Source organism: Celeribacter halophilus (assembly GCF_900114135.1).
GTDB lineage: Bacteria > Pseudomonadota > Alphaproteobacteria > Rhodobacterales > Rhodobacteraceae > Celeribacter > Celeribacter halophilus.
In genome coordinates this window covers 39765-53278 of the sequence record NZ_FORY01000004.1, presented here as the reverse complement: position 1 = coordinate 53278, position 13514 = coordinate 39765, and the positions used below count along the sequence as shown (strand labels likewise).

The 13514-nt window shown below is 56.2% G+C and carries 16 protein-coding genes; all 16 read left to right on the top strand.

Annotation, left to right across the window (positions count from 1 at the left end; genetic code table 11):
* Positions 1 to 139: 139 nt before the first annotated feature.
* The 16 genes from BM152_RS04935 to BM152_RS04860 all read left to right on the top strand — a co-directional run bounded on the left by BM152_RS04935 (position 140) and on the right by BM152_RS04860 (position 13513).
* Positions 140 to 748, top strand: coding sequence for a HyaD/HybD family hydrogenase maturation endopeptidase (locus BM152_RS04935; RefSeq protein ID WP_066601830.1), 609 nt, complete (start codon positions 140 to 142; stop codon positions 746 to 748).
* Position 749: 1 nt separating this feature from the next.
* A complete protein-coding gene (locus BM152_RS04930) occupies positions 750 to 1070 on the top strand; it encodes a HypC/HybG/HupF family hydrogenase formation chaperone (RefSeq protein ID WP_066601829.1) in 321 nt (106 codons plus the stop codon).
* Positions 1067 to 1453 carry a thioredoxin domain-containing protein gene (locus BM152_RS04925; RefSeq protein ID WP_066601828.1) on the top strand — a complete coding sequence of 129 codons (387 nt, stop codon included), beginning with the start codon at positions 1067 to 1069 and terminating at the stop codon, positions 1451 to 1453. Before BM152_RS04930 ends, BM152_RS04925 begins: the two co-directional genes overlap by 4 nt.
* Before the next feature lie 12 nt (positions 1454 to 1465).
* Positions 1466 to 2305: a hydrogenase expression/formation protein gene (locus tag BM152_RS04920; RefSeq protein WP_066601827.1), complete on the top strand. Its 840-nt coding sequence runs from the start codon at positions 1466 to 1468 to the stop codon at positions 2303 to 2305.
* Positions 2302 to 3141 (top strand): [NiFe]-hydrogenase assembly chaperone HybE, encoded by an 840-nt coding sequence (locus BM152_RS04915; RefSeq protein ID WP_066601821.1) that lies wholly within the window; start codon positions 2302 to 2304, stop codon positions 3139 to 3141. The genes BM152_RS04920 and BM152_RS04915 overlap by 4 nt, the downstream gene beginning before the upstream one ends.
* A gap of 2 nt (positions 3142 to 3143) precedes the next feature.
* Entirely contained in the window at positions 3144 to 4028 is an 885-nt protein-coding gene (locus BM152_RS04910) for a hypothetical protein (RefSeq protein ID WP_066601819.1), read from the top strand.
* Positions 4021 to 4362 (top strand): hydrogenase maturation nickel metallochaperone HypA, encoded by a 342-nt coding sequence (gene hypA, locus BM152_RS04905; protein WP_066602091.1) that lies wholly within the window; start codon positions 4021 to 4023, stop codon positions 4360 to 4362. The genes BM152_RS04910 and hypA overlap by 8 nt, the downstream gene beginning before the upstream one ends.
* Positions 4362 to 5204: a hydrogenase nickel incorporation protein HypB gene (gene hypB / locus BM152_RS04900; RefSeq protein WP_066601817.1), complete on the top strand. Its 843-nt coding sequence runs from the start codon at positions 4362 to 4364 to the stop codon at positions 5202 to 5204. The genes hypA and hypB overlap by 1 nt, the downstream gene beginning before the upstream one ends.
* Positions 5159 to 6697: a sigma-54-dependent transcriptional regulator gene (locus tag BM152_RS04895; RefSeq protein ID WP_066601814.1), complete on the top strand. Its 1539-nt coding sequence runs from the start codon at positions 5159 to 5161 to the stop codon at positions 6695 to 6697. Before hypB ends, BM152_RS04895 begins: the two co-directional genes overlap by 46 nt.
* A gap of 2 nt (positions 6698 to 6699) precedes the next feature.
* Positions 6700 to 7011, top strand: coding sequence for a HypC/HybG/HupF family hydrogenase formation chaperone (locus tag BM152_RS04890; RefSeq protein ID WP_066601812.1), 312 nt, complete (start codon positions 6700 to 6702; stop codon positions 7009 to 7011).
* A complete protein-coding gene (gene hypD / locus BM152_RS04885; protein WP_066601806.1) occupies positions 7008 to 8150 on the top strand; it encodes a hydrogenase formation protein HypD in 1143 nt (380 codons plus the stop codon). The genes BM152_RS04890 and hypD overlap by 4 nt, the downstream gene beginning before the upstream one ends.
* A 30-nt stretch (positions 8151 to 8180) precedes the next feature.
* The gene (gene hypE, locus BM152_RS04880) at positions 8181 to 9206 is read left to right on the top strand and encodes a hydrogenase expression/formation protein HypE (RefSeq protein ID WP_066601795.1); all 1026 of its coding nucleotides are present in this window, start codon (positions 8181 to 8183) and stop codon (positions 9204 to 9206) included.
* A 185-nt stretch (positions 9207 to 9391) separates the two neighbouring features.
* The gene (locus BM152_RS04875) at positions 9392 to 10570 is read left to right on the top strand and encodes a hypothetical protein (RefSeq protein ID WP_066601792.1); all 1179 of its coding nucleotides are present in this window, start codon (positions 9392 to 9394) and stop codon (positions 10568 to 10570) included.
* A gap of 447 nt (positions 10571 to 11017) precedes the next feature.
* Positions 11018 to 11206, top strand: coding sequence for a Flp family type IVb pilin (locus BM152_RS04870; RefSeq protein WP_066601789.1), 189 nt, complete (start codon positions 11018 to 11020; stop codon positions 11204 to 11206).
* A 44-nt stretch (positions 11207 to 11250) separates the two neighbouring features.
* Positions 11251 to 12171, top strand: a complete 921-nt coding sequence (cpaB, locus tag BM152_RS04865; protein ID WP_158527945.1) for a Flp pilus assembly protein CpaB — start codon at positions 11251 to 11253, stop codon at positions 12169 to 12171.
* A 49-nt stretch (positions 12172 to 12220) separates the two neighbouring features.
* Complete coding sequence (locus BM152_RS04860) at positions 12221 to 13513, top strand: type II and III secretion system protein family protein (protein ID WP_066601784.1); 1293 nt, start codon at positions 12221 to 12223, stop codon at positions 13511 to 13513.
* The last annotated feature ends 1 nt before the right edge of the window (position 13514 follow it).

Below are 13514 nucleotides of genomic sequence, written 5' to 3'. Positions count from 1 at the left end.
GTATTCTGAATTTTCTGGGCTGCGCCCGAACAGAAGGACTAGGATCACTTAGAACACATGTCGAAAGTATATCTTCCGACCCGATATAGACATAAAAGCACGCGGGCGGAGATGTGATGACCTTTGGAGGAGGGGCACAATGACTGCGAGAGTTCTCGTCCTAGGAATCGGAAACGTTTTGTGGGCTGATGAAGGCTTTGGTGTGCGCTGTGTCGAGCGACTGGCGCAGACATACGCCTTTGGTCCGGATGTCCGGCTGCTCGATGGCGGCACCCAGGGGCTTTATCTTTTACCGTTTCTGGAAGAGGTGGACACATTGCTCGTATTCGATGCTGTGGACTACGGGCTTGCGCCGGGCACGTTGAAAATCGTCGAGGATGACGAAGTTCCCGCCTATATGGGAGCCAAAAAGATGTCGCTGCATCAAACCGGATTTCAGGACGTTATCGCTACAGCGCAGCTCATGGGATATTGCCCTGAAAAACTGATCCTGATTGGTTGCCAGCCAGAAGAGTTGGAAGATTACGGCGGAGGGCTGCGTGAAGTTGTCTCTGCCCAGATCACGCCGGCCATCGAGATTGCGGTCGAGAAATTGCGCGGACTTGGTGTCGATGTGCAAAAGGGTCAAACCAGAAGTCCGGACCTCGCCGATCCTTCCATCCAGCGTTCAGCCTATGAAATGGGCCGCCCTTCGGAAGAGGAGGCCTGTCGTGTTGGCGATGACCGCTTCCTGCCGCAGGACGTTTGAGATGTGTGTCGGCATCCCGATGAAAATTCTCTCCCGTGAAGAGCTGGCTGCGACGGCTTCTGACGGGACACATACACATCTGATCGATCTTGCCCTGACCGGTCCTTTGGAGCCGGGCACATGGGTGCTGACATTTCTCGGTACCGCACGGGAGGTTCTTTCGGAAGTGGAGGCCATCAAAATCAAAAACGCATTGGACGGATTGCGTGCACTTATAGAAGGGCGCGATCTCGGGGATGCCTTTGCTGATCTCGAAACTCGTGAACCACAACTACCGCCGCATCTTCAGGCGGCACATGATAAAGGGGAGACTACCGCATGAGCCACCCGCTGATTGAGCGCCTGACGACCGAATTCGGCTGGCCTGTCTTGGACACGGACCATGATGTGACCGAATTCACCAATCGAGCAGGCACACATGTTCTGTTTGTGCCCGGAGATGCGAAACGCAATCTTGAAACGGCGGATGTGGCGGTGATCCTGCCGGAACTCAAAATTGCCTTTCAGGGTAAATTTGACTGTGCTGTGGTTGGTGATGCGATTGAAACCGAGTTGCGGGAAACCACACGTGTTCTCAAAACCCCGTCCCTTTTGTTTTACCGCGACGGGGTCTTTTTCGCCGGTATCCCGAAGGTTCGGGATTGGGATGAGTATATGCATCGCATCGTGCAAATCCTTGCCATGCCCACACCACAAGCTGCTTGAGGGAGCTCGCCAATGGTCAACAATTTTCAACTCCCGCCGATGGGCTTTGGTCCGGGAACGCAACCGCCTGAAGAGGACGGAGCCGAGCTCGAATACATGCCGATGCCGCAGGACATGCAGACCTATACGGTGCATATTCCCGAGGTTGAAATTACCAATGCACTCGAACCGGCGCTGGACCTTCTGTCGCAAATTTCCAAATCCTGTGCACGGGTTGCGCAAACCCATGTTCCTGAACAATTTGACCTATCCGGTCTCGATGAGGCCAACCGTGCCCTGATCGCAGAGACGATGGGAGCGGGTGAAGTCGCGATGAAAATTAGCGGTATTCCCGCCATTAAGGTTCAGGAAAGCGTTTTTGCCGGCGTCTGGATGCTCAAGGCGGCGGGTCTTGATGCGATCGAGGTGGGCAATGTCCCGCAAATGGCGCGGGATCGCGCTTTTGAGCCGCTGCGTGCGGGGCAGGGTGCAAAGGCGCCACGTAGTCCCGCTGTCGTGAATGCGCCACCGTTGTTGATCGAGCTCGAAGACAAATCGCGCAGCCATGCTTCGGCGCAGGGGCCGCATGTGATCAACCTGACGCTTTTGCCTCACACAGAAGAAGATCTGGCGTGGCTCGATGTGGCCTTGGGGCAGGGTTCGACAGACATCCTCTCTCGCGGCTATGGCAACTGTCGGGTGATGGCGACCGCGATGCCGCATGTCTGGCGGGTGCAGTTCTTTAATTCGATGGATGTCCTCATTCTCGATACCTTCGAGGTCACGTCCATGCCGGAGGTGGCGCTTGCTGCGGATGAAGACCTCGTGGACAGTGGCGCACGTCTGCAAGAAGTGATGGAGGCAGTCCAATGAGCGCGGTCGGGTTCGAAGGTTCGTTCCTTGGCGCAAATGACAAGATTTCGGATCAGGCGATCATGGAATGCAAAATTTGCTGGACCCCTTATGACCCGCTGGAGGGAGATGACACACGGTCGATCCTGCCGGGCACGCCGTTTCTGGCTTTGCCGGAGGATTGGAAATGTCCGAATTGTGATGCGCCGAAAGAGCTGTTTCTGGTGTCGGAAGACCCCGGCTCCGACGCGATGCAGGCCGCAGCACGTTTGGCCAGAAAGACCGAGGCATTGGTAAGCGATTTCACCGAAGTCTGGCATGCCAAAATGCGGGACGTGCCGATTGTGAACAAGCTTTTGCATGTGCAGGCTGTCGGCTTCATGGAATATGAAGGCCGCCCGCTGGGTGTATTGATTTCGCCATGGTTCATGAACCTGCTTCAGCTGCCTGCCGAGGGCGAGGACTGGAGCGGCCTCATTGCGGGCGAGAAAGAGATTATTTCTTTCCCGTCCGGTGACTATGAATTTATTCACAATACACGCGAACAAACGGGAGGCTATAAGGCTTGCTCGTTGTTTTCTCCCATGGGGGAGTTCAAAACACAGGCTCAGGCCGTTGATGTCGCAAAGGCCGTTATGGTGGCTCTGTTTCAGGAAGAGCATCGGGCGGAAACGGATCGTAGCGCTGATATTCGTGCGGCTCGTGAACAGGAAGTCGCGGAGCAGGCTGAACGTGAAGCAGAGGAACAGGAGGTCGGTGGTGAAGAACTGACCGCATCTCCAACCCGCAGACAGGTTTTGACCGCCGGAATGAGTGAGGCGCCGAAAAACGAAAGCGAAATCGAGGAAGGTGCGTGAGCATGGCTGTTTCCACCTCGGGTACCGGTGCTTTGATTGCGACGTTGGCACAGGCTATGCCGGTGTCAAAGCTCGTACTCGGCAAGCCGGTTGAAGAGGTGGTCACCTTGATCCCGAGAGTGTTCAACCTGTGTCGAGGCGCGCAGGAGGCTGCAGTAAAGCTTGCTTTTGGCTTGCCTCTCGATGCGGATGTGCGCCGGAAACTTGCACAGGACTTTGTCCGCGACCACCTCGTTCGTCTGGGTCTTCTTTTGCCGCGTCACCTCGGGCTTTCTACCCTGCCTGTGGCGCAAGGAATAGACGGTCTCCTGCCGGCGCAGATGCCGGAAACAGAGGCGGATTTTGTGTTATATCTTCGGCAGAATGACGGGGTTGCGCCCATGTTGCGCGCATTGGATGCCGCGTTTCAATCAGGGGAGGCCGTGGCGGATCTGCCGTTGGCGGATGATGCGCGGATTGTTCAAACTGAAGCCTGTGAAAACTCCGTGGCGGCACGACACTGCACCCATCCGGTGATGCAGCATATCGCCGAGACGCGGGGGCGCGGGCCGTTGTGGCGGATCTTTGCGCGGATGCTTGATCTGGTTACATGTTCGCGTGGCGAAGTTCCGGCCCCGAAGCGGCTGGACGATGGCTGGGTTGTGGTGCCGGCTTCGCGGGGAGCCTATGCGATGCGGGCCTGTGTGCGGGAGGGTATCGTAGCGCAATTCGAACGGATCACCCCGACAGATCATATGATGGCGGCAGGGGGGATTATGGCCCAATCCCTTGCAAGCCTACCAGCGCGAAGCCGTCATTTGGCGCCGCTTCTGGTTGATGTCTTGGACCCATGCTCTCCGGTGACATTGCAGGACGGCGCACATGTTGGAGGTGTCGCTGATGCATGAAATGTCATTATGTGAAGGTATCCGCTCTGTGATCGAAGACGCTGCGGTAAAAAACGGGTTTTCTTCGGTGAAATCTGTTCGGGTTGAAATCGGAAAATTCGCAGGTGTCGAAAAGCCTGCGCTCGCTTTTGCATTTGATGTTGTGATGCGTGGTTCTGTTGCGGAAGGCGCGATGCTGGAGATGATCGACCTTCCAGGGCGGGCCATGTGTTACGATTGTATGAAAGAGGTTGAGATCGAAAACCGGCTGGACCTTTGCCCGACTTGTGGCGGTGGCAAGCTGATGCCCGTTGGGGGCGATGAAATGCGGATCAAGGATTTGGAGGTGCATTGATGTGTAATGTGTGCGGATGCGGAACAGCAAGTGTCGAAGGTCATGGTCATCACCACGATCACGGGGACGGGCATGGCCATGACCATTCCCACCACCATCATCATGACCACCATCACGGGGCCAATATGCATTTCGGTCAGGGTCCTGCAGGTGTTGAAGTGCCCGGCATGACGCAAGAGCGCCTGATTGAAATCGAGACCGATATCCTTGCCAAGAACGACCGTTACGCCGAGGCAAACCGCGCAGTGTTGAAAGATAAGGGGGCCTTCGCGATCAATCTTGTGTCTTCTCCCGGTTCAGGCAAAACCACATTGCTATGCAAGACGATCGAGATGCTTGGCGATCAGCCGCTCGCCGTGATCGAGGGCGATCAGCAGACCGAGAATGATGCCAAGCGCATCCGCTCCACAGGGGCCAAGGCCGTTCAGGTCAACACTGGCAAGGGCTGTCACCTCGACGGTCATATGGTGGGGCATGCGATGGAACATCTGACGCTGGATTCCAATTCGATGCTGTTCATTGAAAATGTCGGAAACCTTGTATGTCCGGCGGGGTTCGACCTCGGCGAAGATTGTAAGGTGGCTGTCATTTCGGTCACGGAAGGTGAGGACAAGCCGTTGAAATACCCGGACATGTTCACCGTGTCCGAGGTGGCGTTGCTCAACAAGATTGATTTGGCGCCGTATTGTGATGTTGATCTGGATCTCTATGAGGAAAACCTCCGGCGTGTGAACCCCGCGATTGAAATCCTGCGCATTTCCGCGCGCACGGGCGAAGGGATGGAAAGCTGGGTGCAATGGCTTCGCGACCGGCTCGCAGCCAAACCGGCGGTCAGGGCCTGATCATGGCCAATTCTCTGCCTACAATTCTGTTGGTGGACGACGAGGAACACAGCCTCGCGGCCATGCGTATGGCGCTTGAAGACGAGTTCGACATTCTGACCGCATTGAATGCGGGTGACGCACGAGAGCTGATGGAAGAGCATTTTGTGCAGGTGATTTTCTGTGATCACCGGATGCCGGGCACAACTGGCGTCGAATTCCTGACAGAGGTGCGCGAACGCTGGCCGGAAACGGTGCGGATTATCATCACGGGATACACAGAAACCGGTGATATGATTTCCGCGATAAATGATGCCGGGATTTACCAGTTCCTCACCAAGCCGTGGCACCCTGACCATTTGATGATGGTCGCGAAAAATGCCACGGACCTGTTCCGGCTGACCCGCGACTATGACCGCATGTCTCTGGAAATGCGATACCTTTCCCGTTCGGTTGAGGCAAAGCTTGAAGAACAGCGCAAAGCTCTGCGTGAGGGAATGGGGTTCGAAACCGTGCTGCGTGCGGCCAATTCTCCGCTCAACGCAGTCATCGAACAGGCGCGCCAGTTTGCCACTTTTGACGTGCCTGTGATGATCACGGGAGAGACAGGCACGGGCAAACGGAATTTGGCGCGGGCGATGCACTACAGTTCGTTGCGATCGGACAAGCCCTATTTCGAAGTCGACTGTGCTTCAGTCGATGACGATATTCTGGAAATCGAATTGTTTGGCGCCCGTCGCGGGGCTTTGTCAGGGATCACCAGTCACAAAACTGGACTGTTCCAGAAAGCGGATCGGGGCACGCTCTATCTGTCAGGCGTATGTAGCCTGTCGCCCCGTCTCCAGCTTCTGTTATTGCGGGCGGCGCGGGACGGGGCTTTCCGGCCTGTGGGCAGTCACGAAATGCGGCATGCTCAGGTGCGGCTTTTGACCGGCACAGAGCGGGATTTGCGCATTGAAGTGGCCGAGGGCCAGTTCAATGCCGAGCTCTATTTTGCTCTGTCCAAGGCGGGATTGACCGTGCCACCCTTGCGTGAACGTCAGGGAGATCTTCCGGTACTGGCGCAAACCTTTCTGTTCGAGATGGCAGAACAACATGGCAAGCCTGTCAGTGGTCTGTCCGATGATGCGCTGCAATTCCTGTCTGAATATGACTGGCCGGGTAATATGCGTGAACTTGAAAATGAAGTTCTTCGTATGTTGATCTTTTCACAGGATGCGCTGCTGGGCCCTGAATTGATTTCGCGTCATATTTTACAGGCCATCCCGACCAGGGATGTCGAGCCGGAGACAGCCGTCGATCGTGTGTTGATCGGAACCGGAACGCTCAAGGATCGGGTGGAGCAGATCGAAATGCGTATTCTTCGGGAGACGCTCACAAGATTGAAATGGAATAAAAGTCGCGCGGCAGCGGAGCTGGGTCTTTCCCGCGTCGGATTGCGCGCCAAGATAGAGCGCTACGGGCTGGTTGAGCGAAAGCGCCATGACGATGCCACCACAAGCGAGGAGAAATAGCCATGTGTCTGGGAATTCCGGGGCAGATCGTAGAGATCACCGATGAGGCGCGAATGATGGCCTTGGCTGATGTCTCCGGCGTCAAACGCGAGGTGAGTATCGCACCGGTTCTGACGGGGGCGATAGAGGCCCTGATCGGGAAGTGGGCTTTGATCCACGTCGGTTTTGCTATGGCCCTTATCGACGAGGAGGAAGCCGCGGCCACTCTTCAGGCGCTTCATGATCTGGGCGAAGCGCAGGAGGCGCTCGAGGCGATGGCCGAAGGGCAAAAGGCGTTGAGACAAGATGGTTCCGCTTCGGAGGTTCAGGCATGAAATACGCAGAAGAGTTTCGCGATCCGAAAGCCGCCAAGGCGCTTTTGGCACGGATCAGCACGCTGGCCGACGAGATCGGCGCGACGAAAGAAAAGCCGGTCTATATCATGGAAATCTGCGGCGGGCATACCCATGCGATTTTCCGCTACGGGTTGGACAAGCTCACGCCCGAAGGTGTTGAGTTCATCCACGGTCCGGGCTGTCCCGTCTGTGTTCTTCCGATGGCACGGGTTGATGAATGTGTGGAGATTGCGGAGAAACCGGAGGTCATATTTACCACCTTCGGCGATGCCATGCGGGTGCCGGGACAGAAGAAATCTCTTTTGCAGGCCAAAAGCGAGGGCGCTGATATCCGTATGGTCTATTCGCCGCTTGATGCGCTGGAACTGGCCCGCCGCAATCCTGACCGCGAGGTGGTGTTTTTCGGGCTGGGGTTCGAGACGACAACGCCGTCTACAGCCCTGTCCATTCAGCAAGCCGCGCGTGAGAACCTCACGAATTTTTCTGTGTTTTGCAATCACATCACTGTCCCGCCGCCTATCAAGGCGCTTCTCGATGATCCTCATATAAGGCTCGACGGGTTTGTCGGACCAGGACATGTGTCGATGGTCATTGGCACACATCCTTATGACTTTATCGCGGATGAATACGGCAAGCCCATCGTGGTTGCGGGGTTCGAGCCTCTCGATTTGTTGCAATCTGTTCTTATGGTGCTTGAACAACTGCGCGACGGACGGGCCGAGGTTGAGAACCAATACGCCCGTGTGGTTCCAGAACACGGCAACCCAGTCTCCTTGGCGGCAATAGAAGATGTCTATGAGCTTCGGCCGTCCTTTGAATGGCGGGGCTTAGGTGAGATTGATCATTCAGGTCTACGCATCCGCGACACATACCGCGCATTCGACGCCGAAGATAAATTCGGCATCGGTTATGCGGCGGGGGTACGCTCGGTGCAGGAACCGGAAGGCTGTGCATGTGGTGCGGTGATGACCGGTCAGCTGAAGCCGACAGGATGCCCTCAGTTCGGGAAAGGCTGCACACCGGAAATGCCATTGGGGGCATTGATGGTCAGCTCTGAGGGCGCTTGCGCGGCATACTATCAATATGGTGGCGCACGTGCGGCAGAGGCCGCTGAATAGCCATTCACGCCAAGAAAAGAAAGAACAGACATGGCATTGAGGGATCAACATGTGACGTTGGCGCATGGCGGCGGCGGCAAGGCAATGCGCGATTTGATTGGTGAGGTCTTCACCTCTGTGTTCGAGCCGGAAAGCTCAGAAGATCAGGCGCGATTGATGAGTGATGCCGTGCGGGAGCCCGGTGCGCGGCTGGCCTTTACTACCGACAGCTTTGTGGTTGATCCTGTGGAGTTCCCCGGTGGTGACATCGGAAAAATTGCGGTTTGCGGGACCGTGAACGACCTCGCCGTTGGGGGTGCTACACCGCTGTGGCTTTCGGCGGCTTTTATTATTGAAGAAGGAACCGAGATTGCTCTTTTGCGTCGAATTGTGGCCTCGATGAAAGCAGAGGCGGACAGGGCAGGCGTCAGGATTGTCACGGGCGACACCAAGGTGGTGGGCCGGGGTTCGGCGGACAAGGTGTTCATCACCACATCCGGTATAGGGGTTATTCCGGCAGGCCGTGATCTGTGCGCGGCGCATGTCCAGCCCGGAGACGTTGCGATTGTCAATCATGTGCTTGGAGATCACGGGGCAGCTATTCTGGCGGCGCGTGGGGAGATGGCATTAAGCGCGGACATGCCGTCGGATTGTGCGGGCCTTGGGCATCTGATGGCCGCTGTGGCTCAGGCCTGTCCAACCTTGCGTTGCGCCCGCGATGCGACCCGCGGAGGGCTAGCCTCTGCGCTCAATGAAATCGCGGATGAAGCGGGGGTGGCCGTGGAGATTGCCGAAGACACGTTGCCAATCCGTGCTGAAGTCAAAGGAATGTGTGAAATTCTGGGACTTGATCCGCTCTATTTGGCCAACGAGGGAACGCTGGTCCTGTTTGTTGCGCCTGAAGACGTGGATGCAGCGCTTGCGGCAATGCGTTCCGTGCCCGAGGGGCAGGGAGCGGTGGTAATCGGTCGCGTACATGACTCCGGTTCTGGGCCGCGAGTTACGATGCGCACGTTATTCGGGGGCGCGCGCATTGTTGATATGCTGGTCGGGGAACAACTTCCGCGTATTTGTTGAGTGATCCGAGAGAAACGCGATCGTCAAGCGCACCCTGCAAACCTGAACAGTTTGTCGATGACGTATTTGCTGTTGGCAAAAATTTGCCTGCGGCAATTAGACCATGCTTAAGTGTATTAAAATAGCGCCAATATATTCCTAAAGTGCATGTCGTGAACTTAAGTATGTTTGTGAGGTGCAAAATAATGCAAAATTATTCAACGGTCGGTCTGGGCAATGTGCCAATGGCCCTTGTCATTCGCAACGGACGACAGATCCAAGTTGCTGAAAGTGACATTCAGCCAGGTGATACGCTTGTGACTTCTGACGGATATGTCAGCGTGAGTACAGGCGGATATAGCCCTGTGTTGGGTGAGCCCGAAATTTATGAGCCGGAAGCAACGGATGAAGGTCTGTTCGGTGTATCCCCGCTCGCGATTGGTGCAGGGCTGCTTGGTGCCGGTGCGATCGCGGCAAGCCTGTCTGACGATGACGATGACGATGATTCCGACGACGGGACAAATGGGGATACGGACGACGGGAATGACGACGACGAAGATAACACCGGTGGCAATGATAATCCTGATGACGGTATTGATTTGGGCAACGCTGATCCCGGCGTTGTTGACTTCCTTTTGGCTGACGGTGGCCTTCTCGGAGATGTCACAGGCAATGACGGTTTGCTTGGTGACATCACGGGCTCAGAAGGCCTTCTTGGCGATCTGATCGGTACAGGAGGCGTTCTTGGGATGTTGACCGGTGCGGAGGGACTGGTCGGAGAGCTGACTGGTCTGACATTACTCGGGGATGGCTCCGGTGATGATGCCATATTGGATCCCATCATTGCAGACGACGGCGCTTTGGGCCTTGTGAGCGGAAACTCGGGCCTTCTTGGCGCGGTCACCGGATCTGAAGGGCTACTTGGAAGTCTGATCGCTGACGATGGTGCCCTGAGTATGGTTACAGGTGAAGACGGGCTGGTTGGCGCTCTGACTGGTCGCGGCACTTTGGGAAGCGACAGTTCCGTATCAGACGGGGAGGGCGGTCTGCTTGACGGCCTGCTCGGGGGCGGCGACGGTCTGCTGGGCGGCCTTCCGCTCGTTGGTGACTTGCTGGGAGGTGGCGAAGGGGACGATGGTCTCCTCGGCGGCATTCTCGGAGATAATGGCCTTGTTGGAGGTCTCCTTGGAGGCGAGAGTGGCGGTCTGCTTGGCGATCTTCCGTTGGTTGGTGATCTGCTCGGCAGTAGTGAAAGTGATGGCGGCCTCCTTGGCAGCGATGATGGCGGTTTGCTCGGAGGGCTTCCCCTTGTCGGAGATTTGCTTGGGGATGGTGGTCTTCTAAGCGGGCTTCTCGGCGGGGATGATGCCGACCCTGTGGTCTGATCGCAGCTGGTAAACCCAAGGATCAAAACTGAATGCGTCTCTCACACTGTGAGGGGCGCGTTTTTTGTGGTGGGCGTGAGTTTCGGAGTCGGCGCAGACCGTGTTGCTGCTTGGTGGGAGTAATGCGTTCGGCGGTTTTCAATATCGATAATTAGGCTTTAATTCATGCGCCAGAAAAAACCAACAACCCGTAGTATTCATTAGGCTATGTATTAATATCAAATGTATATATCTGATATATCTAAAAATACTTAAGGGTGTGGATTTAATGTAACAAACAACCATGCCGCGAATTTTTATTGATTTTTGGCTTGGCAAAAAGTCGCCTACTACATCTTAAGGCTGGGTAGATCTTTTGCGACATAGACATCATGCGGGGCCATTTGCCCAAAGTTGTTAGGTTGCCTCAGATTTCAATGAAAACCATTCTTTAGGAGGCTACGCCCAATGAAATTCTTCAAACTTATGAACCGCTTCAACCGTGAAGAAGACGGTGCGACAGCGATCGAATACGGACTTTTTGCTGCTCTAATTTCTGCGGTGATTGTTGGGACCGTTTCTACTCTTGGTGGAAATGTAAAAACAGGTTTTGAGACGGTGAACACTGCCATTGCACCGGCTACAACTACACCATAAACATGTTCCCCTCCCTCGGACTATTTGGCCGCATAGGTGCCGTTTTGACGGTTTCCGCTTTGGTCGCCGGATCGGTGATGTGGTTTGGTCTTCGTCAGGAAGATCAGGCTGCATCACAGCCCGCGCCCGTGCAGGCCGCAGTAAAAATTGCATCCGATCGGGTGCTGGTTGCGGCGGCTGAGTTGTCCGTTGGCGCGCCAATCTCTGACGATGGCATTGTCTCTGTCGCGATGCCCGAAGCCCAGATCACCGAGAGCTTTTTGCGCGACACCTCTGCAAACCGTGAGGCGCTGCTGCGACTGTCTGCGGTGAGAATGGTGCCGAGCGGCACGCCTTTCGTGTCCTCTGATCTGGTCGTGCCGGAGGTTCCCGACACACCAGCGCCAGTGCAGACATCTATGCTGCATTTGAGCGAAGGGATGCGGGCGATTTCCTTGCCGGTGACGGAGGCGACATCTGTGGCCGGTCTCGTGCGCAACGGGGACCGTGTCGATGTGATGCTCTCCTATAAAGCCGAAAACAATGCGCTCGCCATCCGCACGGTGCTGCGCAATGTGCGGATTATCGCCACGGACCAAGTCGCGGAACCGACTGACGGCAGTGAGCAGAAACCGCTCAAGGCATCGCCGAAAATCGTCACCTTCGAACTGCCTCCAGATGGTGCCAAAGTCTTGGCGCTCGCCCAGAAAATGGGAGACCTGATGCTGGTTCTAAGCGACGGGACGGAGGGGGATGACCCGATTGTCGCCAAAGATACGCCGATATTCGCCTCCCAAGTCTCCGGTGGCGCAGAGCATTCCGAACCCGCAGCGCCAAGCCGGCGTGTCTCCGTGGTGCGCGGCACCCAGACACAGGTGAACGTGCTCACGGTGGCGGATGCCGATGTCGCTACCTTGGAGGCATTGGCCGCCGCCGCGGCCGGTGCGGGCGCTCATGTCACGCAAACGCCGACGCCTGAGAACTAATACACGACGCCAGCCCCTTTAGCCCATTGTTTCAAAAGGTTTGCTCCGAATGTTTCGCACCATATCCCTGTTTACGCTTTGGATGATTGTCGCGCTGCCTGCTGTGGCGCAAACCTTGATAGAGACGCGCAATCGCGACATTGATCTGTTCGCGGGGCAGGGGAAGCTGATCAAGCTCGATGAACCGGCGCAAACCGTGTTCCTTGCCAATCCCGATGTCGCGGATGTGGAGATCAAATCACCGACGCTTCTGTATATCTATGGCAAGCGCATTGGCGAGACCACGTTGTTTGTCATTGATGATCAGGAAGAGGTCACTCTGAGCAGCGCGGTTGGCGTTTCGGTCAATATGGATGCCGTCAGCCGCGCCGCACATGCCACAGTGACGGGCGGGTCGTTTTCGGTCTCCGAAGTCGGGGGCGCGATTGTGCTAAGCGGTCGGGTGGGCACCATTGCCGATGCAGAGCGCATTGACTCTGTTGTGCGCCAACTGGCCGGCGAGACGGTCACAGTGGTGAACAGTCTCTCACTGGAAACCCCGCCGCAAATCAACCTGCAAGTGCGCATCGCGGAAGTCTCGCGCAGTGTATCTGAAGATTTGGGCGTGAGCTGGACCTCGTTATCGGGCGGCCGGTCGCAAAGTGGCGACGGCTTGTTGACGGCATTTTCCATCAGCGGAACAATCGAAGCGCTCAAAAGCAGAGGTTTGGTGACCATTCTTTCGGAACCGAACCTCACCGCCCGCTCCGGTGACAAGGCAAGCTTTCTCGCCGGTGGCCGCTTTCCATATCAAACCGTCGCGGAGGGAGATGATTCCAGCTCGGTGCAGTTCGAACCCTATGGGGTCGAGCTAGAGTTTTTGCCGGAAGTGCTGCGCGCCGACCAGATCAAGCTTAACGTGCGCACGCAAATCCGTGAGTTGGACTTTTCCAACGGCAGCACGTCGAACACACAGAACATTCCTTTGATCCTTGAACGCAGCGCCAGCACGACCATCGAAGTGGGCAGCGGGCAGAGCTTTGCTATCGCGGGGCTTTTCAGTGCCACGACACAACAGGATGTGAAGGATGTGCCGGGTTTGGGGGAAATCCCGATCCTCGGAGCGCTGTTCCGCTCGACCAGCTATCAGTCGGGAGAAACCGAACTGGTTATCATCGTGACCCCCTATATCGTCGAGCCTGCCGCCCCTGACAAATTCAAGACGCCACTGGAGGGCTTTGCCCCTGCCAACAGCTTGGACCGGCATTTTCTGGGTTCCCTCTCGGCAGGTGAGCCGATTAGCAAAAGCGGCCCTGTTTCGGTCAAAAATATCAACGGCAATGCGGGGTTTTTGCTGCAATGAA